The 23,031-nt window shown below is 60.7% G+C and carries 14 protein-coding genes; 4 read left to right on the plus strand and 10 right to left on the minus strand.

Translation table 11 applies throughout. The features are described 5' to 3' along the window. Positions 1 to 12 precede the first annotated feature (12 nt). From QCBJ_RS22855 to QCBJ_RS22870, 4 genes are all read right to left on the minus strand, one after another. The gene (locus QCBJ_RS22855) at positions 13 to 6,525 is read right to left on the minus strand and encodes an NEL-type E3 ubiquitin ligase domain-containing protein (RefSeq protein WP_102061652.1); all 6,513 of its coding nucleotides are present in this window, start codon (positions 6,523 to 6,525) and stop codon (positions 13 to 15) included. A 63-nt stretch (positions 6,526 to 6,588) separates the two neighbouring features. Continuing rightward, complete coding sequence (locus QCBJ_RS22860; RefSeq protein WP_102061653.1) at positions 6,589 to 7,722, minus strand: OpgC family protein; 1,134 nt, start codon at positions 7,720 to 7,722, stop codon at positions 6,589 to 6,591. Between the two features lie 215 nt (positions 7,723 to 7,937). After that, on the minus strand, positions 7,938 to 8,222 hold the full coding sequence (locus QCBJ_RS22865; protein ID WP_102061654.1) for a putative quinol monooxygenase: 285 nt from the start codon (positions 8,220 to 8,222) through the stop codon (positions 7,938 to 7,940). 12 nt (positions 8,223 to 8,234) lie between these two features. Further along, positions 8,235 to 9,854, minus strand: coding sequence for an FMN-binding glutamate synthase family protein (locus tag QCBJ_RS22870; RefSeq protein ID WP_012722446.1), 1,620 nt, complete (start codon positions 9,852 to 9,854; stop codon positions 8,235 to 8,237). Positions 9,855 to 10,038: 184 nt separating this feature from the next. Between QCBJ_RS22870 and QCBJ_RS22875 the strand changes: the two genes are divergently transcribed. Then, positions 10,039 to 10,311 carry a type B 50S ribosomal protein L31 gene (locus QCBJ_RS22875; protein WP_064054876.1) on the plus strand — a complete coding sequence of 91 codons (273 nt, stop codon included), beginning with the start codon at positions 10,039 to 10,041 and terminating at the stop codon, positions 10,309 to 10,311. A 20-nt stretch (positions 10,312 to 10,331) separates the two neighbouring features. Here QCBJ_RS22875 and QCBJ_RS22880 read toward each other — a convergent pair whose 3' ends face one another. From QCBJ_RS22880 to QCBJ_RS22895, 4 genes are read right to left on the minus strand one after another with little or no spacing between them, the layout of a single operon-like run. After that, positions 10,332 to 11,711 carry an ATP-binding protein gene (locus QCBJ_RS22880; RefSeq protein ID WP_102061655.1) on the minus strand — a complete coding sequence of 460 codons (1,380 nt, stop codon included), beginning with the start codon at positions 11,709 to 11,711 and terminating at the stop codon, positions 10,332 to 10,334. Continuing rightward, on the minus strand, positions 11,708 to 13,522 hold the full coding sequence (locus QCBJ_RS22885) for a DAHL domain-containing protein (RefSeq protein WP_102061656.1): 1,815 nt from the start codon (positions 13,520 to 13,522) through the stop codon (positions 11,708 to 11,710). The genes QCBJ_RS22880 and QCBJ_RS22885 overlap by 4 nt, the downstream gene beginning before the upstream one ends. A 10-nt stretch (positions 13,523 to 13,532) precedes the next feature. After that, positions 13,533 to 14,468 (minus strand): cytochrome-c peroxidase, encoded by a 936-nt coding sequence (locus QCBJ_RS22890; RefSeq protein ID WP_102061657.1) that lies wholly within the window; start codon positions 14,466 to 14,468, stop codon positions 13,533 to 13,535. A 54-nt stretch (positions 14,469 to 14,522) separates the two neighbouring features. Continuing rightward, positions 14,523 to 16,397: a bifunctional diguanylate cyclase/phosphodiesterase gene (locus QCBJ_RS22895; protein WP_102061658.1), complete on the minus strand. Its 1,875-nt coding sequence runs from the start codon at positions 16,395 to 16,397 to the stop codon at positions 14,523 to 14,525. Between the two features lie 218 nt (positions 16,398 to 16,615). Here QCBJ_RS22895 and QCBJ_RS22900 point away from each other — a divergent pair, with 218 nt between their 5' ends. The 3 genes from QCBJ_RS22900 to QCBJ_RS22910 are packed head-to-tail and all read left to right on the plus strand — an operon-like array spanning position 16,616 to position 18,866. Further along, positions 16,616 to 17,941 (plus strand): HD domain-containing phosphohydrolase, encoded by a 1,326-nt coding sequence (locus tag QCBJ_RS22900; RefSeq protein WP_102061659.1) that lies wholly within the window; start codon positions 16,616 to 16,618, stop codon positions 17,939 to 17,941. Next, positions 17,938 to 18,354, plus strand: coding sequence for an NUDIX domain-containing protein (locus QCBJ_RS22905; RefSeq protein WP_012722455.1), 417 nt, complete (start codon positions 17,938 to 17,940; stop codon positions 18,352 to 18,354). The genes QCBJ_RS22900 and QCBJ_RS22905 overlap by 4 nt, the downstream gene beginning before the upstream one ends. A gap of 5 nt (positions 18,355 to 18,359) precedes the next feature. After that, the gene (locus QCBJ_RS22910) at positions 18,360 to 18,866 is read left to right on the plus strand and encodes a GNAT family N-acetyltransferase (RefSeq protein WP_093542016.1); all 507 of its coding nucleotides are present in this window, start codon (positions 18,360 to 18,362) and stop codon (positions 18,864 to 18,866) included. Between the two features lie 51 nt (positions 18,867 to 18,917). On the opposite strand, the gene metR is transcribed toward QCBJ_RS22910, so the two are convergent. After that, on the minus strand, positions 18,918 to 19,835 hold the full coding sequence (metR, locus tag QCBJ_RS22915) for a transcriptional regulator MetR (protein WP_012722457.1): 918 nt from the start codon (positions 19,833 to 19,835) through the stop codon (positions 18,918 to 18,920). 88 nt (positions 19,836 to 19,923) lie between these two features. Further along, a complete protein-coding gene (locus QCBJ_RS22920; RefSeq protein ID WP_102061660.1) occupies positions 19,924 to 23,031 on the minus strand; it encodes an exodeoxyribonuclease VII small subunit in 3,108 nt (1,035 codons plus the stop codon).

The following is a 23,031-nucleotide window of genomic DNA, read 5'->3' on the forward strand; positions in this document are numbered from 1 at the left end:
TCGCCGGAGCGGTCAGTGGACCCTTTGGGCCAACTGCGCCGCTTCGGTCAATTGCCGGACCAGGCGGTATTGCTCCAGTTTTTCTCGCTCTATCAGTGACTGGCGTCGTTCCAGGTATTCGTCGGAGCGTTTGTTCTGCACCTGCTGATCCAGTTCCTGCTGCTTGAGCTTGGATGCATCCCGGACCGTCAGGAACGGCTCCGGGTAGCTGAGTGCCAGGTATTCGATCCAGAATTCGCGCTCCAGTATCGAGTCCTGTAGCGCCGGTGTGCTGCGCAAGGCATTCAGGTGGTCGCGGGCTTCCTGCACGTGCTGTTCGGTCACGCGTTCGTCAATGGCATACAGCATCTGTTCGGGGTGTACCGGCAGGCTGAATTCTTCGGTGAGCCTGACCCTGAAAAACAGCGTGACTTCGGCCGCATCCAGCGGTTCTTCCGGCGTTTCCAGGCGAGCGATGAGGTCCTCGGAAAACTGGTCGAGCTGTTCGATCAGGTAACTGCCTTGCGCCAGCACCAGCAAGTCTTTGTCCCTTTGATGGCTTCCCTGTTGAGACTTGGCCTGGTGCGCCCGGTGCATGAGCTCCATATTGCTGAACGTCAAAATCGCGCCGTCACCGCAGGTGCCTGCGGCGTAAGTGTTGAGGAAGATTGTCTCGCACAGGTGGTTCGAGTTGCCCATGGCAAGCAACAGCGTCCACACCCGCTGAGTCAGGCCGGCCCTGATCCGCCCGCCCTGTCGATAATCGTATGACTGGGTCAAGTCCCTCAGCACCCTGAAGGTGTCGTCGGGGCTTGCCCCTTCGTGCTCGCGCAACGCGTCCCAGAGAAATCGCAGGCTCTCATGTTTATTGGCGTGTACGCCCGACAGCCAGTTATTGAAGTCCTTGGACGGACCCGGCAGGTGCACGATTCCGGGCCTCGCGCCGCGCAGGTTGACCCGGGTTTCGGCGCCGTACCGGGCGAGCCGCTGGCGTGTCTCGAGGGTCAGTGGGTTGTCATGCAACAGCGTACGCCGTTGACGTTCCAGGGCCTGTGGGCTGCTGAAGAGGCTCTCGGGAAGGGTGGTGATGTGGTTCTCCTCCAGGTGCAACAGGCTGAGGTTGGGCAATGCCCACGCGCTGTGTGGCCACTGAGTCAAGCCGGTGTTGCGCAGGTTCAGGGTTTTCAGCTCGGTCAGTGCGGCGAAGTCCGGAACCACCCCCAGCGGGTTATCGCTCATGTTCAGCTCGCGCAGATTGACCAGCCTGCTCAGGCGTTCGGCGGAGGCGGCTGTCAGCACGATACGGTTGTCTGCCAGGTCCAGGTGGGTGAGGTGGGCCATATCGCTGATTGCGCTGGGCAGTTCGCTCAGGTCACAGTCGATTTTCAACGCGCGCAGCTCGCTGAAATGGCGCAGGAAGGCATCCCCTTGGGCGGGGAAAATATCGCCTGCGAGGTGCAGGTATTCGATGTGTTCAAACGTGCGCGAATCGATGCTCAGGGTCGGCAATGTATTGATGGCGTCCAGTTGCAGGGTCAACGAGGACAGGTGAAATAACCCGAAAATGAAGCGCTGAGGGTTTTCCCGTCGGGCGGCTTCGCACAGGCGTAGGGCGAGTGCGCGTCGTGTTGTGAGGTTGCTCCAGGATTGCCTGTCACTGTCGCTATCACTGTCGCTTTCCAGGCTGTCGTCTTGGCTGTAGGTCGCATCGGACCAGCGTTGCAGCTCGGTCGGCAATGCTTGGATTTCGGCCTGGCGCCGATCCAGTTCAATCAGCGCAGCGGGTTCGCTGAGGTTCAGTGAACGAATGAAGCGCCGAGCGTCGTCGTTGGAAAAACGCGGGTAGACCTGCTGGACCCTGGACATCAGGTCGGGCGGGCGATTACCGCCGAAGGGCCACAGCTCACTCCACAGCGGGTAGGCCAGGAACGTTCGATTCACGCCCAGCGGCGGCACCATCCAGGGTTGCACGTGAGGCAGGTCCAGCAGACGTTTGATTTCGACCCGACGTTCCAGGGCAAGGGCGGCGATTTGTTCGCGTAAGTCAGCAATACCCGGTTCGCCCACGCCCCCCAGCGCGGCTTTTTCGCTGTCGGACAGTGTCTTGACGATGACGTCCAGCAGCGCGGGCGATGGGGCACCCAGGTGTGCGCCGTCCGCCGCGTAGCCTTGATAGCCGCGTTGGGTGCGAGCGAGTACGCGGCGCACCGAACCGTCCAAGTGCCCGGCGCGTTCCAGCAGGCGCCCGCGCGAGTCACCTTCGTGGATATCGATACGCAGCCCCTTAGGCCAGGTGGGCAGGGATTTGAGCAGGTGCAGGGTGATTTTGTCGCTGTCGGGGTGGGTCCAGGCGCTCAGGTAAAGCCCTTCATAAGCCCGGTTCAAGCGCAGGTCATGGCTGGACAGGCGCACCTGTTCGGCAAGCCGCAGGCTCACTTGGTGCTTGTCGCGAAGTTGCCTGAGTTCACGCGGGCTGGCGTGTTCGAGTATGGCCTTGACCAGCGGGGTGGGTAGTTCCGGGAACTTGGCTTTGAAGCGTTTATCGCGCAGGTTGCCGGTGGTCTCGCTCTGGGTGTAGAGCGAATTGAAGATGTCGGCTTTTTCGCGTTGGGCAAATTCGACGATTTTCTTAACCAGCTTGAACAGGCGTTCGTCGTGGGACGCGGGTAATTCACCGAGCAGGCCTTGGGTGATGGCGTCGTTTTGACTCAGCACTTCCAGCAGTTTGGCGTCTTTGTAATCGTGCTCGGTGACCTTCACGGCCTGGGCATCGGGTGCCTGGCTGACCGGGTATTGTTGCAGCACCCGGTTCTGTCGATCGACGATCTGCAGCACGTGGCTCGATGGCCAGTCCGGCAGGCTCGATATCACCAACATCTGCAAGTGCGGCTGGGCGCTGCGCGAGGTCGGCTCGGCGCGCATGGCCTCGATGAACCGGTGGATTTCCTGTTCGATCTTCAAGCGTTTGCAGGTGTCTGCCAGCAGCGGCGGTACGGCGCGACCATTGCGGTGGACTTGGCGCAACAGCGGCGCGGAGGTGTCGGTCAGGGCCAGGATTTTAGCGGCCATGTCCCGTGTGAAGGCGTACGCGTGGTTACCCAGCCGATAGAGCAGGCGATGGTCGTCCCAGGTCATCGGGTTTTCGCTCGACAGGCGCCAGGTGCCTTCGCCGTTGTGTTCAAGGGTGGGGGTATCGACGCCGATTTTCGTCGGGTGGTGCAGCCGCCATTTGAGGCGCTTTTTGTCGAAGGCAATCCGGTAGAGCGCATCCAGCAACGGCAGGTAGTGGCGCCCGTCGAGTACGAAAATGCCGTTGGCGGTGGGCGCCAGGTCCGGTGGCAGGTCCAGGCGTTGTTCGTATTGCACCAACGAGCCATTGACCAGGCTGACAAACCCTTCGGTATTGCGCTGGTTGCTCATGTAATCCCCCAGCGTGTTACGCAGGCCTTGGCTATCGCTGGCGCTGTTCATACCCAGTAGCTGGCGCTCATGGGGTTGCAGCACCGAACCGATGGCCAGGTAGAAACTCTCGTTGTCGGGAGATACCGGAATCGTTCCGCCGTTACGCAGGTCGTACGCTTCATAGCGCCCACGGCCGTAATGGCGCAGTTCCACGGTCGGGTCGTCCGAGCCGCTGGACAGGTAAGGGGTGGCGATGTCACCGGCAACCACTTCGGTGATCACGAAAGGCCGTTTAAGCGTGTTGCGCACCAAGGCCGAGGCAAACTCCCGGGCCCATTGGTCAATGTCGTCATTGTGTGCGCGTGGGTGGTACAGCCCGTCTATTGCGGCGTCGATACGCAGCGCCGTGCGGTGGTGATCCAACCATTCGGCAAACGCCGTCGGCAAGGTGCCGGCGTCAAGAAAAGCCTGATGCTGGCGTGGCGTGAGTGGGTTAGCCGTGAGCAGTTGCTCAAGGTGGGCGGGCGACAGCGGCCGGTTCAGGTCGCGCATTTTTTTCAGCAGCGGCGTGACGGCCACCAAGGGAGGCGGTGCCATGAACGGCAAGAACCGTCGCACATCGGCAGGAGGAAGTCGCTCGCCTTTTTCGTAACCCGAAAAGTCGACCACGGCACTGAACAGCGTCATCCGCTCCTGCCGAGCGAGGGCCACGACCTGCTCACGAATGGCGACGACCCGTTGGTCCGGCGAACGGTTGTGGCGAGTTTCCTGGCCCAGGGTCGAACCACTGGGTTGCAGCTGGAGGATGAGTAACAGCAACGTGTCGGCGGAACCGGGCGATACCTGCTGGCCATCGGTGGCCAGGTAGCTGCCGTCCTCACGACGTGTCAGGCTGATCAGGTGAGGCCTGGTCGGCGCGTGTTCAGGTTTGCTATAAATTTCAATCACTTCGCCGGCTTCCTCACGGATGCTCAACAGGGCGTCGACCGGCCAGCCCGCCAATTGCGTCAGCAGGCAAAACACCGTGCTGTCGCCGTGCGGGGGCATGTACCCCGGCTGGTCGAAGTGGTCGATGATTTGCTGGATAACCCGGTCGGCTTGCAGGCGCCTGACCCCTTCGATCAGGTTCAGCGGTGCGCTGTGTCCGGCCCAGACCCGGTCCAGGGTGGCGCGCGGTGTGGCAGTGCTCTTGAGCATGTGCTCCAGGTCGGCCACGGGTGCATGGGAAGAGCCGTTGGGCAGCATGCGCTGCAGCAATTTGATGTCGGACAGCGTGTGGGCGTTATGCAGGTCGAACTTCCAGGCCTGCCAGGCGGGTTCGAAAATGATCGGTGGGTTATAGGTGTCAGCGTTTGCGTGTTTGAGCACGTAACGCATGCTCTGCGAGTCGTGCCGCACTTCCACCACCAGTGCCTGGTCGTCGTGGCGCAGTTTGACGTAGCGTTTGCCCTTGACGGAAAAGACCCCCAGGGCGTCCGGGGTTTTGCCGTTAAGCAGGGCCTGGTTGGCCACCGCGTACGGTTGCGCGTCGGGTTTCCAGAGTGCTTCGACGCCGTCCGGGCGCGTGACTTTGCGTGGGTTGCCCAGCCGGTTCAGGTAGCCGAGCATGCGCTGGCGGTGCAGCCTGCCGGCAGTGGAGATCAGTCGGCCGCTGACGGCCAGGTCGGCGACATCCGCCATGGCGCTGGCGAAACCACTTGCATCACCCTGGATCGCTTCACTCAGGCCTTGGCCGACGCTGTAGGTCAGGCTGCCCATGACGGCCAGTTGCATCATGCGGTTCAGCCCGGTCACGCCGCCGGGCAGTGGTGTCAGCAGCAGTTGCAGGACTTCGCCGGCAATCGCGGCCACGGCGTCCGTGAGGGCCTGCCAGTCGGCTTCGGAACGCGGGGTCGCCAGGGTGTCCAGGTCGGCCTGGAAGCGTTGAATCTGCTGGTGAGTGAACGCTTCGACCAGCGTCAACGGGCGATCCGGGCGCATGGCTGTCGAGAAGCGCACGCTGTCGAGGGTCCGCTGCGGGAAGGCTTTGTGAAAACCGTCATACAGCAATCCAGTCAGCCAATTCATGTCCTTGGGACGCGGCTCTTGGCGCAGCAGCGATTTAAAGGTCGCCAGGCCAATCAGCGGCAGTTGTCGCGACAACCAACCCAGGTCCTGTTGCTGGTGGCTGGCATTGAGTTGCTCTCGCCAGGCGTTTTCGGCCGCCTGCGCGTCAACGTGATAGCGCAGCGCGCCGCCTGGGCGAAAAGGGAAATACGACAACACCCCGAGGCTGGCCACATTGATCAGCAGTAAGGGGATGGGCATTGCGGTGTGCCAGGCGGTGTGCGGCTTGGGGAGGATGGGCGTGCGACTGGACGTCAGGCTCAGCATGTCGAAAGGCGGTTGCGGGCCATCGCCGTTGAGGGCGGCGTGCAGCGTGTCATACATCGGGCGGGTCAAGCCGGTGACGGCGCGGTTGCGCCAGGCGTCGAGCAAGTCGAACAGCAGCAGCGCCTTGGAGGAGGCCTTGATCAGGTTTCGCAGCGTGCCGTCGCTGCTTAACGTCGGGTTGACGAGCGCCCGCAATCGCCCCCCGAGGTTCAGCTTGCGGGCTACGGCGATGAAGTCTTTGACCGGCAGGCTCCGGTCGTCGTTGCCGCCGATGATCTCACTGGCTTCTGCCAGGCTATAACCCGAGGCCTGAATGATCGAGCTGGTGAACCCGAAGTTCAGGCAGGCGGCTTCCCACAGGGTCATGCTTTTGGTGTGCTCGATGTACTGCCATTCATCCAGGGCGCGGCGAGGGCGATACGGCGGTTCAGTGACGCGGGGCTCCCAGGGAAAGGGTTGTTCGCGTTTTTCCAGGTAGGTGGTGTAGAGGCGGTAGTTTTCCGGATCACGCCCGCCGATCTTCTCGCGCAGCTCAGCCAAGCCCTCGACGTTGAAGGCCTGGATCAGGCGGTTTTTTTCGGCTTCGACGGCGTTGACGGCAGCCAGGGCTTCGCGTTGCAGTTTGAGGTAACGGGTTTGCTCTGGCGGCGTCAGGCCTTGCATGGCCTGCGCGACAGTGTGCTGAATCAGTTCGAGGGATTGTTGCCGGGCCCAGGCTGTGCTGGATTGCAGGTTGCCGGATAAGCCGTTGAGCAGTTGGTGGGTGGGCATGTGTTGGGGCCTTTCACAATGGGTGGAAGGCCAAGGGGACCATGGCGCCTTTGGCGCCTGGGGTTAACTATGTACCTGGGTTGCGGACTTCATGGGCGTGTTCAGGCGCTTGTTGAACTCCAGCCACGCGGCCAGCGTCGCCATCAGCGCAGCGCCGGCCAGGGCGGTGAAAACCTGCATGGTGAAGGTATCGCCAGCCAGGGCGTTGACCATGTCAGCCAGCGGCGCCAGCAACACGCCCAGGCAGAACACTTCCAGCGAATAGCGCCCCATCCGGCAGGTTTGCCGTGCCAGCCAGTTTTGCGTCCAGGCACGCCCCGGCAACAGTTTGGCGGTGACATAGGCCAGGGCCAGGAAGTGCAGCAAACGGACCGGCGACAGGTCGGTCTTGCTGATCGGGTAGAGCAGCTCGCTGAGTGCGGAAGGCATCAACGCGTCATGTACGTCGGGCCAGCGCCAGGCAATCGTGATCACGCAGGCCACCAGCGAATAGACCGCTGCGGTGACGAACAGCGGCTGGCGTAGCAGGGGGCGATCATCCTGCGCCCGTGGCGTTTGCCCGTGAATGGCCGCCGCACCGCCCAGTATGAACAGGAACTGCCAGGTGACCGGGTTGAAGTACCACACACCGTCTGCGATCGCCGCCAGGTTCCACCCCAGGTGCGGCGCCAGCAGGTACACCGCCATCGATACCGCGACCACCGCCCAGGTCTTGCGCAGGAGCAACGGCAGCACCAACGGCAGGCCGGCCAGCAGCACGATATACAGCGGCAACGGGTCCATCAGGTTCGGCTTGAAGCGCAGCAGCAATTCATCCACCAGGGCTTGCTGCGGGTGTGTGACGAAATGCGTCAGGCCCATCTCCTCTACCAGGTCGCGGGTTTCCACATGGCTGTTGGTGAAGAACACAATACCCATCAGCATCGCCAGCAAAAAGATATGCACCACGTACAGCACCCACGTGCGCCGCAGGATCTTCAAGCAGGCCATCCAGTAGCCTTCGCGCTGCAGGACCTTGCCGTAGGCCAGCACGGACGCGTAGCCAGCAAGAAACACGAAGACTTCAGCCGCGTCGCTGAAGCCGATATTGCGCAGGGTAATCTGGCCAAGGGGATTGTGGGGGACGTGATCCCAGAAAATGAAGATCAACGCCAGGCCCCGAAAAAAATCGATGCGCGGGTCGCGTCCGTTCAGCATGGCAGCGGGCTCTTGAACAAATAGTTTAGTAATGACAGGCGCGTGGCAGGGATGTCGCACGCCGCACGTCGGGCGGGCGCAGGTTGGCGGTATTTGTAAGCAATTGCAAAGCCGGGATATTACTGAATGTCTCTAGATATCCATGATCACTCACACAGCGTGGTAGCCGGCGAATACGCCATGGGCGCTGCCGGCTTGCACGCAATACGAGCGGCCTAGAAAGCATCCATCAGCAGTACACGGCAGGGCTTTGCCTGGTACTCATTGATTTTCGGTACCAGCCGGGTGAAGTGTTCGGTCTGGCAATGGGTATCCAGTGCGTCCTGGTCGGGCCACTGCTCGATAAAGATAAAGTGTCCGGGGTCTTTTTGATCGACATACAGGTCGTAGGCGATACACAGGGGTTCCTGGCGGGTTTTCTCCACCAGTTCGGCGTACCACGGGCGCACGGTGTCCACGTGTTCGGGCTTGATGAAATCTTCGGCGATGACTTTCAACACGGTATCGCTCCCTTACGCTGCCGCCACTTCATGCGGCTCAAAACTGTCCGCTCGCGCCATCTGCCACATGCGCGAATAAAACTCGCCGTTCACCTCGCCCGTCAGCAACTCGCCCGGCTTGAGGAACACATGCAACTGCGAGAACAGCTTGATCTCAGTCGCCGACATGCGCCGCACCAAGTGCTTGGCCGACAGCTGTGACGGATGATCCAGGCCGGCCGCCGCGAGCATTTCCGCCAGCGCCTTGAGCGTGTTGCGGTGGAAGTTGAACACCCGCTGGGCCTTATCCGGCACCACCAGGGCGCGCTGACGCAGTGGGTCTTGGGTGGCGACGCCGGTGGGGCATTTATTGGTGTGACAGCTTTGCGACTGAATGCAGCCGATGGCAAACATGAAACCGCGCGCCGAGTTGGCCCAGTCGGCGCCGATGGCCAAGACGCTGGCGATATCGAATGCACTGACGATTTTGCCACTGGCGCCGAGCTTGATCTTGTCGCGCAGGTTCAGGCCCACCAGGGTGTTGTGCACGAACAGCAGGCCCTCACGCAGCGGCACGCCGATATGGTCGGTGAACTCCACGGGCGCGGCGCCGGTGCCGCCTTCCTTGCCGTCGACCACGATAAAGTCCGGGAGGATACCAGTGTCGAGCATGGCCTTGGCGATGCCCATGAATTCCCACGGGTGGCCGAGGCAGAACTTGAAACCCACCGGTTTACCACCGGAGAGTTCACGCAGTTGGGCGATGAACTGCATCAGTTCGATCGGCGTGGAAAATGCGCTGTGGCGCGACGGCGAGATGCAATCCTCGCCCATCATGATGCCGCGGGTGTCGGCAATTTCCCGGGTGACTTTGTGCTTGGGCAGGATCCCGCCATGGCCGGGCTTGGCGCCCTGGCTCATCTTGATTTCGATCATGCGCACTTGTGGGTTTTGTGCCTGCACGGCGAAGCGTTCCGGGTCGAAGCGGCCGTCGCTGGTGCGGCAGCCGAAGTAGCCGCTGCCCAGTTCCCAGGTCAGGTCGCCGCCGTGTTCGCGGTGGTAAGGGCTGATGCTGCCTTCGCCGGTGTCGTGGGCAAAGTTACCCAGCTTGGCACCCTGATTGAGCGCGCGGATGGCGTTGGCGCTCAACGAGCCAAAACTCATCGCCGAGATGTTGAACACCGACGCCGAGTAGGGTTGCGTGCACTGTGGGCCGCCGACCATCACGCGAAACGCGTTGGGGTCGCTCAGGGGCGCGGGACGCATGGAGTGGCCGATGAATTCGAAGCCCGACTGGTACACGTCGATCAGGGTGCCGAAGGGTTTGTCCGCTGTTTCGTTCTTGGCGCGCGAATACACCAGCGAGCGCTGGGACCGCGAGAAGGGCAGGGCATCGCTGTCGGACTCAAGCAGGTATTGGCGGATTTCCGGGCGAATGGCTTCCACCAGGTAACGGATATTGCCCAGGATCGGGTAATTGCGGCGCACGGCGTGGGGGCTTTGCAGCAGGTCGAAAATGCCGATCAGGCTCAACACGCCGGTGACCAGGGTGATCGGCCATAGCCATTCATGATGGATAAAAGGGAGGCTGGCGAGGGTGAAAATGACGCACACGGCAAAGAAGGCGTAACGGCTCAGTAACGACAGGCTCATACGGTTTTTTCCTCAGGTTCAACGCTACAGGTCGATCCGCCATTCTGCGCCTGTAGGGAAAGCCGGGACAACCGATAAGGGCATTGAGCTGGGGCTTGTCCTTATTGCAATCGGTTCTCGTTTGGGTGCATTATTTGCGTTACTGTATAACACATTGAATCCACCCAGACGCCCAGGAGGCCTTATGAAAGCTGGTATCCATCCCGACTACCGTACCGTGTTGTTCCACGATACCGCCGCCGACGTGTTCTTCCTGATCGGCTCCACCGCTGACAGCGACCGCACCCATGTACATAGCGACGGCAACACCTACCCGTACATCCCGCTGGACGTCTCCAGCGCCTCGCACCCGATCTACACCGGCCAGCAGCGCAAGACTCAGGTTGAAGGCCGGATTGCCGGTTTCAACAAGCGGTTTGCATCGTTTGGCTCCGGTGCGAAGAAAGCCGAAGCCTGAACCTGATTCGGCGGCGTGCCCTACGCCGCCGTTTGCCGTATCGGCAACACCACCCGAAAGGTCGTTCCCTTGCCCACCTCGCTGCTGACGGAGATGTTGCCATGGTGTTTCTTGATGATGCCGTAGGAGAGTGACAACCCCAGCCCGGTGCCTTCGCCCACCGGCTTGGTGGTAAAGAACGGGTCGAAGATCTTCTGCACGGTTTCGGGTGTAATCCCACAGCCGTTGTCCGCCACTTCCAGCCAGATATTCTCGCCTTCCACACCGTTGCTGATGGTAATGGTGCCGCGTTCCGGCCCCATGGCTTGTGCGGCGTTGATCACCAGGTTCATCACCACCTGGTTGAGCTGCGAGGCCAGGCATTCGATTTCCGGCAATGGGTTGTAGTGTTTGACCACATCGGCCTTGTACTTGAGTTCACTGGCGACGATGTTCAGGGTCGAATCGATGCCCTGTTGCAGGTTGGCAAATTGCCAGGTCTGGTCGTTGTCGACACGGGAGAAGTTCTTCAGGTCCTTGACGATCTGCACCACGCGGCCGATGCCTTCCTTGGACTCCCGGATAAGAATCGGAATGTCTTCCTTGAGAAAATCCAGCTCCAGGCCGGTTCGCAGGACTTTGAGTTGATCGCGCGGTTCTTGCGGGGCAATCAGTTCTTCGGCGCTTTGATAGGCATCGAGCATCTGTTGCAGCTGGTTGAAGTAGCTGTCCAGGGTGCTGAGGTTGGATGAGATAAAACCCACCGGGTTGTTGATTTCATGGGCCACACCCGCCGCGAGTTGGCCAAGCGAGGCGAGCTTTTCCGACTGCACCAGTTGGCTTTCCAGGTGTTTGCGCTCGTCGATTTCCAGTTGCAGCGCCTGGGTGCGTTGTTCCACCAACTGCTCCAGGTGAGTGGTTTGCAGCGTGGCGCGACGGGCCATATCCCATTTATTGGCCAGGGTATTGGCCATTTGCTGGACTTCAATGTTATCGAACGGTTTTTTCAGGATCAGCAAGCGATCATGGCCATTCAGGCGGTCCAGCAGGTCTTCCCAGGAATAGTCCGAGTACGCGGTGCACACCACCACCTGCAGGTCGGGGGCGACTTTCCAGAGTTCCTCTATCGTTTTCGCACCGTCCCAGCCCTGGGGCATACGCATGTCGACGAACGCCAGGGCATAGGGCTGCTGCTGTGCCATCGCCGAGATGAGTAATTGCAGGCCTTCTTCTCCGCCGTAAGCTGAGTGCAGCTCGAAGACCGGAGCCTTGGCTTTGACCGTAGCGCCAAACAGTGCTGACTCCATCTCATCCAGCACTTGGTTGGAATCAACCACGGGCATCAGGATCTTGCGGAAGTCGTCGTGAATCGACGGCGTGTCATCAATCAGCAGGATGCGTCGGTTAGGGGGCTTGTTCATGCGGGACTTCCGGCAAGGGTCAGAGGAATGGTCAAGGTAAATACCGCGCCCCGGCCCGGCCCGTCGCTGTGGGCGGTGAGCTGGCCATTCATCTCCACAGCGGCCAGGGCGCAGCTGTGCAGGCCAAAGCCGTGGCCTTCCTTGCGGGTGGTAAAACCGTGGGTAAAGATGCGGGTCATGTTTTCGGCCGGTATGCCTTCGCCATCGTCCTTCACGCTGATCTGCAGGGTATCGTCATCCCTCTGCTCGACCCTGAGGGTCATCTGCCGTGGCCGGTCGCTGAGGTTGGACATGGCATATTTGGCGTTGCTGATCAGGTTGACCATGATCAACAGCAACCGGTGTTTGTCTGCCAGGATTTCCGGCACCTGGGCGTAGTGCTTGACCACTGTCACATTGTGGCGGCTCAGCGCACCGGCATTCATCCGCAAGGCATCTTCCATCAACACGCTGATATGCACCGGCTCCAGCAGCGTTGACGCCCCGGCATAGGATTGCTGGGTGGAGACGATGTCCTTGATGTGGTCGACGCTTTTGCTCAGTTGCGCCAGTTCGTCGGTCATGCCTTGCTGCTCGACGGCAATCGCCTCCACCAGTTGGTTCAGGTAGCCGGGCAGCAACTTACCCTTTTCATCCTGAGTCAGGAAGGTACCCAGGTCCCCCTGGTGTTCGTTGATCAACTGCATGGCCTTGCCCAGGCCCTGGGCCTTGCTGCTGCGTAATTTGCGCGCAACCATGTCGGCGGAAATGTTCACGCTGTTAAGCACGTTGCCGACGTTGTGCAGCACGTTGGTAGCGATCTCCGCCATGCCGGCCTGACGGGCGCTGTCGAGTAACTCACTCTGGGCATCCTTGAGCTGCTGCGTGCGCCGCTCCACGCGTTGCTCCAGGGTTTCATTGGCGGCCTGCAAGGCCCGATTGACGCGGTTGATCTCGGCAAAGCTGCGCAGCAGGCGCACGGCCAGGTACAGCAGCAAAACCACCAGCAGGGTGGCGAACACCAGCAGGTAACGGTGGTACTTCTGGTCGACGAGGTCGGCCGCCTGTTGATCCTGGTTGAGGTAATTGGTCAGCTCATCCAGGCGGTCGGCCACGGGAATGGCTGCAATCCGTTCGAGCAAATTATTGACCAGCGGTTGTTCGCGCAAAATCAGCTCGATGTGCTTGCTCAGGATCTCAACCGGTGCCTGGAACTCGGTTGGCAACTGTTCCTTGTTCACCGCCAGCTTGCCCAGGCCCACCAGGATATCGGCGGCACGCTCGTCGCTGGTGACCTGGGCGAACTCCAGGCTGCTGAGCAGCAGGTCGTAGGTGTCGGTGGCGACGCTTTGCAATTGCCGCCTGCCGTCCTCGTCATAGCGGCTGAACTGGGCCTGGATATCGTCTTCGGCGGTCGGCAAGAAGGCCAGGGAGTTGCGCAGCACCGCGTTGTGGGATTTGAACTGATCCACCAACCGGGCTTTTTCCTGGATCGCCGCCTGGTAACCCTCCAGGGTGGCTTGCCAGCGGGACAGGTCTTCTGGGGCGTGATAGGTGGGGTGACTCTGCAGAACTGCCCACAGCCGCGTCATTTCCCGCAGGGGGGTAACCAGAGGGTCGTAGTTGTGCGTGACGGCGATCCTGGCCTTGAGCACCTCGCTGTCCCATTGCGCATTGAGTTGCTGCAGTTGGCGGATCAGGTCGCGGGACTGGGTGTAAGTGGCCGTCTGATCGCGGGACGACTTCACGTACAGAAACACCAGGATCGAGGCCAGCAGCAGCGTCATCAGGCTGAGGAGAAACTGGCTGGTACGGCGGCGAGAAAGGGTCATGAGAGTTGGCTCATAGCGGCTTGCCTGCCCATTCGCCGGTCAGGGTCTTGAGAAACTGCACGATCAGCGCCTTGTCTTCGGCGGAGGGCGTGCGGCCCAGTTGGTAGATGAACATCACATCCACCGCTTCTTCCAGTGTTTTGGCCGACGCGTCGTGAAAATACGGCGCGGTGACCGCCACGTTGCGCAGGCTGGGCACTTTGAACACATGGCGATCTTCCTCGTCCTGGGTCAGCAGGTAGCGCCCCAGGTCCGATTCGACCGGGTTGCCGCGCGCCTTGAAGTAGTCCCCCATCACGCCGAACTTCTGGAACATATTGCCGCCGATATTGATGCCCTGGTGGCAGGCGATACAGCCGTACTCCTTGAAGCGCTGGTAGCCGTACTTTTCCTGGATCGTGAGGATATCGGTATTGCCCAACAGGTACTGGTCGAACCGCGAGTTGGGGGTCAGCAGCGTTCGCTCATAAGCGGCCAGCGCATTTTGCACGTTGGCGGCGGTGACGCCGTCGGGGTACGACTGGCTGAAAGCGGCCTGGTAAGCGGGCAGGGCGGACAGGTTCTGCACCACGGTTTTCCAGTCGCTGCCCATCTCCACCGGGCTGATGACCACTTGTTCGATCTGCGCTTCCAGCGTGTCCACCCGGCCGTTCCAGAACTGCTTGAAATTCTGGCTGGCGTTAAACACCGTGGGCGTGTTGATCTCCACCGGGTGGCCATCGAAGCCAATGGAGAACGGTTTGTCATCGGCACCGCCGATGTCCAGTCGATGGCAACTGGCGCAGGACAAGGTGTTATTGGCCGACAGCCGCGGCTCGTTGAACAGCTGGCGGCCCAGTTCGACTTTAGCCGGGTCCAGGGCCGGCGCCGCCGGCAACGGCTTGAGCGGCTCGTCCAACGGGGCGGCCATCAAGGGCGCTGCCGTGACCAGCCAACACGTGAACATCAGGCCAATTCGAGTAGTTGAGACTGCGCTCAAACGAGCACTCCTTGCGTTCGGCTATTGATCGGGCATCAGGGGCGCGGAGCCCACTTGCAGTAACTGGGCGAAATCCTTTGAAGGTACAGCCTTACTGAACAGATGGCCTTGGCCTTCTTCACATTGCTGGGTTTGCAGGAACTTCAGTTGCTCCAGCGTCTCCACCCCTTCGGCGATGATGCTCAACCGCAGGCTCTTGCCCATGCCGATGATAGCGCTGATCAACTGTTCGTCTTGGTTATTCACATTCAGGCCTTGCACAAAAGACTGATCGATTTTCAGCACGTCAATGGGGAAGCGTCGCAGGTAGCTGAGGCTGGAGTAACCGGTGCCGAAATCATCCAGGGCCAGGCGTACGCCCATGGCTTTGATCTTGTTCAGCCTCTCAACGGTGTCGTCGACATTTTGCATCAACACGCTTTCGGTGATCTCCAACTCCAGTCGGTCGGGCGGCAGGCCGCTTTGCTTCAGGATCGCGGCCAGGTTGTCGACAAAATCCCGCTGGCGGAAGTCAATCGCCGAGATATTCACCGAGATGCACAGCGAGGGCAGGCCCATCACGCGCCACGCCTGTGCCTGCTGGCAGGCTTCGCGCAGTACCCATTGGGTCAGGCGCACGATCAGGCCACTGTCCTCAGCCACGGGAATGAAATCCACGGGGCTGACCCACCCTGAGCGGGGTTGAAACCAACGTATCAGGGCTTCTGCTCCTACGATCCGCCCGGATTTCAGGTCCAGCTTCGGTTGGTAGTGCAGCACAAACTCATCGCGCTCCAAGGCCTGGCGGATCGCACTTTCCAGGTTTTGCTGATGCTGGGCGCGCAGGTTCATGGCGTCGGTATAAAAGCTGAAACTGTCGGGGCCGCGCTCTTTACTGGTGTGCATGGCCGTTTCAGCGTGTTTGATCAACTCCACCGCGGTGCCGCTGTCATTGGGGTAAATGCTGATGCCCAGGCTGGCCGTGATGCTCAGGTCATGCCCCGCGACGTGGCGAGTCGCGCTGATGACCTTGAGGAGTTTCTGGGCAACGCCCTGGGTCTGCTGGGGGTGCTGGATATCGTTGAGCACGATCACGAACGCGTCGGAGCCGTAGCGGAACACCGAGTCCGACTCACGCACCGCCGCCACCAGGCTTTGGCTGACCTGCTGCAGCACCTCGTCGCCTACCGGATAGCCCAGGGCATTGTTGATGCGCTTGAAACGGTCCAGTCCGATGAACATGACCGCCAGTTGGGTGTCATGCCGACGGCCCAAGGCCATGGCCTGGGTCAGCCGGTCGCCCAGCAGCGTACTGTTGGGCAATTCGGTCAGCGCGTCGTACTGCAGCAGGTGCGAGACTTTCAGCAGTTCCTGCACACGTTCTTCAACGGTGCGCTCCAGGCTGCTCACTTTGAGCGCGACGTCCTGGGCCAGCTGCCACTTCCACGTCAAGGCGCTGGCCATCTGGCGGATTTCCAGGTTGTCGAAGGGCTTTTTGAGGATCAGCAGCTGGTCGTTGTATTTCAATCGCGCTTCGATGGCCTCGAAGGAGTAGTCGGAATACGCCGTGCACAGGGCAATCTGAAGGTTGGGGTCGGCATTCCAGAGGGCTTCGATGGTTTGCAAGCCATCCCAACCCGGCGGCATGCGCATGTCGAGGAACGCCATGGCATAGGGAGCGCCGGCGGCGAGTGCCTTGTGGACCAGGGCCAGGGCTTCCTCACCCTGGTAGGCGGAGTCCAGCTCAAACACCTGGCGCACTTTGGCCGGGGTGCCGAACAGGGTGTGCTCAAGGGTGTCCAGCGAGGGCTGGGCGTCTGCGTCGGCACAGAGGATCTTGCGAAAGTCCTGGTGGATGGAGGCAGTGTCATCGACGATCAGAATACGACGGTTGGCCTTGACTGAATCCGGGGTCATACGGCGCACAGCGATGGCAAAAGGTGCGACTGCATAATGACTTCTTCCCTGGTTGCACGTCTGAGCGGGTTGCCAGCGGCTATGAGAGCATAGTCGAGCTCCCTTGATATCGACGGCCAGTTGGCGTCAAATCAACCCCACGCCTTAAGCGAGGGAAGACGGCTTGGGACAAGGGCTCAATGTAGCTCAATTTTGTTTAATTTGAAGGCGCAGTCGGCATGGATGAACAACTCGCGAAGCTTTCCACCGAAAAACCCACCATTTTGTTGGTCGACGATGAAGAGTCGATCCTCAATAGCCTGCGCCGTTTGTTGCGCGGCCAGCCCTACGATGTGCTGCTCGCCGGCAGCGGTGCCCAGGCCCTGGAAATCATGGCGGCGCAGCCCATCGACCTGGTCATGAGCGATGCGCGCATGCCGGGCATGGACGGGGCCACGCTGTTGGCCAAGGTGCACGATGTGTATCCCGCCACCAGCCGCATCCTGCTGACCGGGTATGCCGACCTCCCGACGATCATCAAGGCGATCAACGAAGGCCAGATCCACCGTTACATCGGCAAACCCTGGAATGACGATGAACTGAAGCTGATCCTGCAGCAGGCCCTGGAACATCAGCGCCTGGAGCGCCTGACCCAGGTGCAGAACGAGCAGCTCAAGGTACTCAATGCGACCCTTGAAAAGCGCGTGGAGTCGCGCACCGGTGAGCTGCAGCAGACCGCCGACATGCTTGACCTGGCCTACGAAGAACTCAAGCGCAGCTACGTGACGGGCACCGAGGTGTTTTCGCTGTTGGCCAACTTGCGCCTGCCCAAGGACAAGCAGACCAACCGCCAGTTGATCGACCTGATCCGGGTGTACTGCAACGCCCAGGCGATGGACGAGGTCAGCACGCGCGACCTGACCATGGCCGCCGCGCTCTACAACATCGGCAAACTCAGCTGGACCGACAGCATGATGACCGCCCCGGCCGATAGGCTGCACAGCACTGACCGCGATCTGTACCGCGCCTATCCGACGCAGAGCGAGTCGCTGCTGATGACGCTGGAGCCGATGAAGGATGCGGCGCGGATCATTCGTCACCACCAGGAACGCTATGACGGCAGCGGCTTTCCCGATCACCTCAAGGAGGAGGCGATTCCGTTCGGTTCACGCCTGCTGAAACTGGCGGTGGATTTCATCGAGTTGCAGAAAGGCCTGATCCTTGAGCGGCAGATGAACAGTGATGAAGCGCTGCTCTACATCCAGAAGTATGCCGGGCGCCTTTACGACCCAAGCCTGGTCGACGATTTTATTCAGGCCTGCGCCAAGTTCCTCAGTGATGTGACGCTGGGCGATCCCACCGTCAAGGTCCTGACCACCCGTGAACTGGCGGACGGCATGGTCCTGGCGCGTAACCTCAATGCCGATAACGGCATGTTGCTGCTCAACGCCGGCAAGGTGCTGAACCTGCCGCTGGTGGACAAGCTCATTGCGTTCGAGGCAATGGAAGGCGCGAAATACGCCATTTTTATCAAAGTACCCGAAGAGACCGCGAACCTTTCATGAGCACCTCTACTATCCGCATCGCCGCCGCCCTCCTGATCGGCAGCGACGGCCAAACATTGCTTGTACGCAAGCGTGGCACCCAAGCGTTCATGCAGCCTGGTGGCAAGATCGACGCCGGCGAGCAACCTGCCGAGGCCCTGGCCCGCGAGCTGCACGAAGAGCTGAACCTGTGCATCGACCCCAGCCAAGCCCTCTACCTCGGCAACTTCAGCGCACCCGCGGTCAACGAGCCGGGCTTTACCGTCGAAGCTGAGTTGTTCCAGGTACGCATCGATGTGCCGGTCACCCCCGCTGCTGAAATCGAAGAGGTACGCTGGATCGATCCTGCCGGTGATGGCGGCTTGCACTTGGCGCCGTTGACACGCGACCTGATCCTGCCGTTTTACCGTGCGTCACTGACCGCAACGGCCTGAAGCCTATGATCATCCGTGCACTGGGGGCCCACGACGCCGAGGCTTATCGGGCCTTGATGCTGGAGGCGTACGGCGCCTATCCGCAGGCATTCACCTCCAGCGTGGCCGAGCGGGCGGCGATGCCATTGAGCTGGTGGCAAAAGCGCCTCGACAACCCACTGGATCGGCTGTTGGGCGGTTTCGACGGCGATGAACTGGCGGGTATTGTCGGTCTGGCGTACGAGCCACGCGAGAAGGCGCGGCACAAGGTGACCCTGTTCGGTATGTACGTGACCGGGGCCTATCAGCAAAGAGGCCTGGGCCTGCGGTTAGTCGAGGCAGCCCTGGATGAAGCGCGCCGACATCCGCGCTTGAAAGTGATCCAGCTGACCGTCACCGCCGGTAATGACGCCGCGTTTGCGCTGTACCAGCGCTGTGGGTTCACTCAATACGGTCTGGAACCGCTGGCGGTGCGGGTGGGCGTGGATTACTTCGATAAAATCCACATGTGGCGCGAACTGAAAGACCAGTGATACGCCCTGTGGGAGGGGGAAAGCCCCCTTCCACCGGTTGAGCTGAGCCTTTCAACGCACCGCGCTGACCCCATCCAAGGTGGAAAACGAGGTGTCCTTCGCGGTCAGCAGAAAGTCGCGCATATACGGCGCGTCCAGCATGTCCGCGCGAATCCCTGCATACAGCGTCGCAAACAAACCCTTCTCACCCAGCCGCTTGGCTTTCACGTAGCCGCGCGAGCTGTATTCATGCAGCGCCCAGTGAGGCATGCCGCACACGCCACGGCCGCTGGCCACCAGTTGCATCATCATCACCGTCAGTTCCGAGGTGCGCACCTGAGCCGGCTCAACGTCGGCCGGTTCGAGGAAGCGAGTGAAGATGTCCAGGCGGTCGCGCTCCACCGGGTAGGTGATCAGGGTTTCGGTCAGCAGGTCTTGCGGCACGATGTAGGCCTTGTTCGCCAGCGCGTGCTGGTTGGCCACGGCGAGCATGGCTTCATAGGTGAACAGCGGCACATAGGTAATGCCTGGCAGTTCCAGCGGGTCGGACGTCACCACCAAGTCCAGGTCACCACGGGCCAACGCCGGCAGCGGCGCGAAGGCAAAGCCCGAGGCCAGGTCCAGCTCGACTTCCGGCCAGGCATCGCGGAACTGGTCGATGGTCGGCATCAGCCACTGAAAGCAGCTGTGGCACTCGATGGCCATGTGCAAACGCCCGGCGGTGCCGCCGGCCAAGCGTGCAATGTCGCGCTCGGCGCCGCGCAGCAGCGGCAGGGTGGCGTCGGCCAGTTGCAGCAAGCGCAGGCCGGCGCTGGTGAAGCGCAGCGGCTTGGTCTTGCGCACGAACAACGGCATGCCCAGGCGTTCCTCCAGTTCCTTGAACTGATGAGAAAGCGCCGATTGAGTCAGGTGCAGGCGTTCAGCGGCTTCGACCAGGCTGTCGGCTTCGCGCAAGGCGTGCAGGGTCTTGAGGTGGCGGATCTCTAGCACGGGTTATCCATGAGTAAATTTGATGTTTGAGAGGGAATGGTTGAATTTGTCTCATGTTTACAGCCTCTCATTCAACCCCTGCCGAGCGTCACGACGCCGAAACCTCGTCGGCAGCGACCCACAACGGACGGATATGAGGCAGCGCCGAGGATTTTTTGCCGATATCGGAGAACGGCAATGTCGGGTCATCACCGTGAGTCAGGCCCCGATGCTCCGGCAGCTTCAAATGGGCTTTCTCGAACTGATCGAACGTCGCTGCGCGCCGGTTGTAATGAAAGTGCGCGTACCACAGCGGCTTCGGCGGCAAGGCTGTCAGGTCCCAGACTTCATATTCCTGCATGAAATCCGGGCGTCCATCGCGTAATGGGGCCAGGCGTTTCAACCCGCTGTTACGTCGCACCTCGACCACCTTATGGCTGGCCAGGTCATCAAGCATGCCATCGGTGGGCTGTTTACTTGACAGGGAAAACTCAGTCCGCAGGGTACGGCCGGTTGCTTTCAGCTGTGTCGCGCCGTCCTGCAGCTGTTTGAGGGTCATATGATCGGGCGCCAAGGGCGCGATGGTCCGCGCCCGGGTGAGCAGTTCCTCGGCTTCTCTTGCCAGCATCTCCTCCATTTCGACCGGCAGCAGGCCGTGGCGAGCGTAATCACGCACTTTTTTGATGTAAGAAGTGACGGCCCTCAGACGTGCTTGCGCTTCAATGACCAGGGCGTTGAGGTTCTTGGCGGCCACCACCTCGACAATGGGCTCGGGGTTGGTCAGGTAATACCGGCCATTCGCGGTTTGCTCCCAGATCTCGGTACGGCCTTGGGCGCCGGTAATGGTATAGCGACGCACGCCGGTCGAGGGTTCCCAGCTTTCCACGCCGATCAGCAGTGTGTTGTCTTCAGTTTCGAAAATTCTGCGGGGGCTGCTGGTGGGCTTGCGCGGTGCAGGCTCACGCAAGGTTTTACGGGCGCGCTCGGCCATTTTTTCCAGTTCGGCGCGCAGTTGGGGGACGTAAACCGGGTCGAAATGTTGGGGGTAACTGGTTGACCAGCGGTCCAGGTTCATCCGCATGTTTTCGTAGGCATTAATGCAGAAATTGAGGATCGTGTTGCGTTGGTTGAGGTTCGAACTGATTTCCAGCAAGTCGGTTTGCAGATCCAACGCACGCCAGGTCGTGGTTTTGGCGTTCTTCAGCGCACCTTGCAGGTAATGCCAGGAGACGTCCGACAGCGCCTTGCCATGATCGATAACGTCCAGCAAGGCGGCGACCTTGGTGTAGTTACGTTTTCTCTCGGACAGGTGTCGGTTTATCACCTCTGAGGCATTGGTTATTCGTTGTCGTTGCTCACGGAGGGAGACCCGGCTGTTCCAAGTGTTCATGGTCTCCATCGCGGTCTCGGTGTGGCGAAAGTGCTCAAGGTTGGCAATGTGTTTGCCCCTGATCTGTTCCCTGAGGGCCGCCCGTGCCGTCACTTGCTCATAGGGTGTGGCCTCTAGAAGAGCGGTCAGGTTTTCTATGTCATCGGAATGGGTGACCATCCGTTCTCCCCTGAGCTTGATCAGCCATTGGGACTTCCAGACCACTTCATACGCGGCATCACTTTTGGCTCTATTTCCGGTCCTGGCCCGGTTGCCGCGGACCAATGGAATGACTTGGTCGAGTTGCTCATGAAGCTGCTTGGCAAGCTCTATGCCTTGCGCCAGCTCGGTTACTAGATCGTCGAACAAGCCTGTCTCGCCATTTTCATAGCGATTTACCAACGTGCCGACCCGCTGATGGTTTTGATCGAAGTGATGATAAGTCTGTTCGACACTGGCCGTCAGTGCACGCTGCCGACGGTAGACCTGATCGGTCCACCAGCGCGGCAGACGCTCACGAATTGCCAACGGCCACAGCGGGTCCAGCCTATCTGCCAAGTGCCCGAGCGCCGCACCGCCGCCTGCCAGGCCACCGGGGTGTGAGGTGCCGTAGACACCGAAGTGCGTGTCCCATTGCCCGGTTTCATCCAGGGCGATCGGCTGCTTGTAGGTTTTTTTCGAGTTGCCGCTCAGGCGCCAGTGACCATCCTGCAGCTCAACCTGATAGAGCGCATGCCTGCGCAGGATGAAGTCGCCGTCGGCATGCCGGTAGATGTGACGATAAAGGCCGTATGTCGCCGGCTGCAGGTGACCGAGCGAGAGCGCTTTCTCGTATTCGTAACCGCTGAACCGCAGGCCTATATGGGCACTGCGGCTCGGTGGCGGACGCAAATAACCGCTCACGTTGAACGCGTTGCGCAGTTGGCGCGCGGCGGTGCGTGCACGCGCGGCATTCGGGGTGATGAGCACGCCGGTGCCCACGTCGATGGCGGCATCGATCAGTGATTGCAGGACCTGCGTTACCGCCTGTAATCCTTCAACCGGGTCGCCGCGCCGAAACGCACGGACGGCTTCGTTGGCACTGGTCCAACCATCGTGCAGACCGATGGCGGTACCCACAATGGGTACCACACCCATGGCCATCTTGATCCAGGTAAAGGCCTGCTCACCCTTCATCGCATAGCGTTCCCGGTACAGCTCGCTGTTGGAGCGTGAGGTGGCGCGGTGAGCCTCAAGCAAGCGGCCCATGTGGGCGTTGAACACGTGAGTGGCCAGCGACGGTGCGCCTGGCCAGGGTTTGCCGATGGCAATCAGGGCACTATAGTTTTTCAGCACAGCCTGGTTGATCCGGCCGGCATGGCGTTCGACGTCTCCGGGCACCGCGCGTGCGGCCAGGTAACTGACCATGTCGCTGGACAGACACAGGTTGTAGAGGGCCTGGCGGGCTTGCTCGCGGGTATCGAAGCGGCGCACGTATTGGCGGTCCGGGCTGTCGGGCAGGTAGAGGAGGGTCAGCCCGGTGCTTTTTTCTTCAATGAAGCTGATGCCGGACAACGTGCTGGGGCCGTCATCGGTGTCCGCCCCGCCGACACTGAGTACGGCGGGTAGCACAACGAGACCCACCGGCTTGGCCTGCTCGGCGGCCCGGTTGAACACCTGCAGTTCATCCGCCGTGAGGGTGCCGTTCAAGTGCGCCAACCGACCCTGAATCTTCAGTATCAGGCGGTGGGGTTCCATCAGGCATTCCAGGCGAGCGTCGCGAGTAAACGAGGCTTCCCGGTCGGTGCCCAGCCATGTCTCCTTGATCAGGTCCTCATACTGTTGTGCCACGTCCAGCTCGGTGACCAT

The sequence above is a fragment of the Pseudomonas sp. QC2 genome (assembly GCF_002859085.1).
Lineage (GTDB): Bacteria > Pseudomonadota > Gammaproteobacteria > Pseudomonadales > Pseudomonadaceae > Aquipseudomonas > Aquipseudomonas petroselini.

Excerpts from the sequence above, each read along its gene's own strand:
- QCBJ_RS22860 (WP_102061653.1), bottom strand. The coding sequence starts at position 7,722 with ATGCTGAACGGACGCGACCCGCGCATCGATTTTTTTCGGGGCCTGGCG.
- QCBJ_RS22855 (WP_102061652.1), bottom strand. The coding sequence starts at position 6,525 with ATGCCCACCCACCAACTGCTCAACGGCTTATCCGGCAACCTGCAATCC.
- QCBJ_RS22870 (WP_012722446.1), bottom strand. The coding sequence starts at position 9,854 with ATGAGCCTGTCGTTACTGAGCCGTTACGCCTTCTTTGCCGTGTGCGTC.
- QCBJ_RS22885 (WP_102061656.1), bottom strand. The coding sequence starts at position 13,522 with ATGACCCTTTCTCGCCGCCGTACCAGCCAGTTTCTCCTCAGCCTGATG.
- QCBJ_RS22895 (WP_102061658.1), bottom strand. The coding sequence starts at position 16,397 with ATGACCCCGGATTCAGTCAAGGCCAACCGTCGTATTCTGATCGTCGAT.
- QCBJ_RS22910 (WP_093542016.1), top strand. The coding sequence starts at position 18,360 with ATGATCATCCGTGCACTGGGGGCCCACGACGCCGAGGCTTATCGGGCC.
- QCBJ_RS22880 (WP_102061655.1), bottom strand. The coding sequence starts at position 11,711 with ATGAACAAGCCCCCTAACCGACGCATCCTGCTGATTGATGACACGCCG.
- QCBJ_RS22900 (WP_102061659.1), top strand. The coding sequence starts at position 16,616 with ATGGATGAACAACTCGCGAAGCTTTCCACCGAAAAACCCACCATTTTG.
- QCBJ_RS22890 (WP_102061657.1), bottom strand. The coding sequence starts at position 14,468 with ATGTTCACGTGTTGGCTGGTCACGGCAGCGCCCTTGATGGCCGCCCCG.
- QCBJ_RS22920 (WP_102061660.1), bottom strand. The coding sequence starts at position 23,031 with ATGGTCACCGAGCTGGACGTGGCACAACAGTATGAGGACCTGATCAAG.
- QCBJ_RS22905 (WP_012722455.1), top strand. The coding sequence starts at position 17,938 with ATGAGCACCTCTACTATCCGCATCGCCGCCGCCCTCCTGATCGGCAGC.
- QCBJ_RS22875 (WP_064054876.1), top strand. The coding sequence starts at position 10,039 with ATGAAAGCTGGTATCCATCCCGACTACCGTACCGTGTTGTTCCACGAT.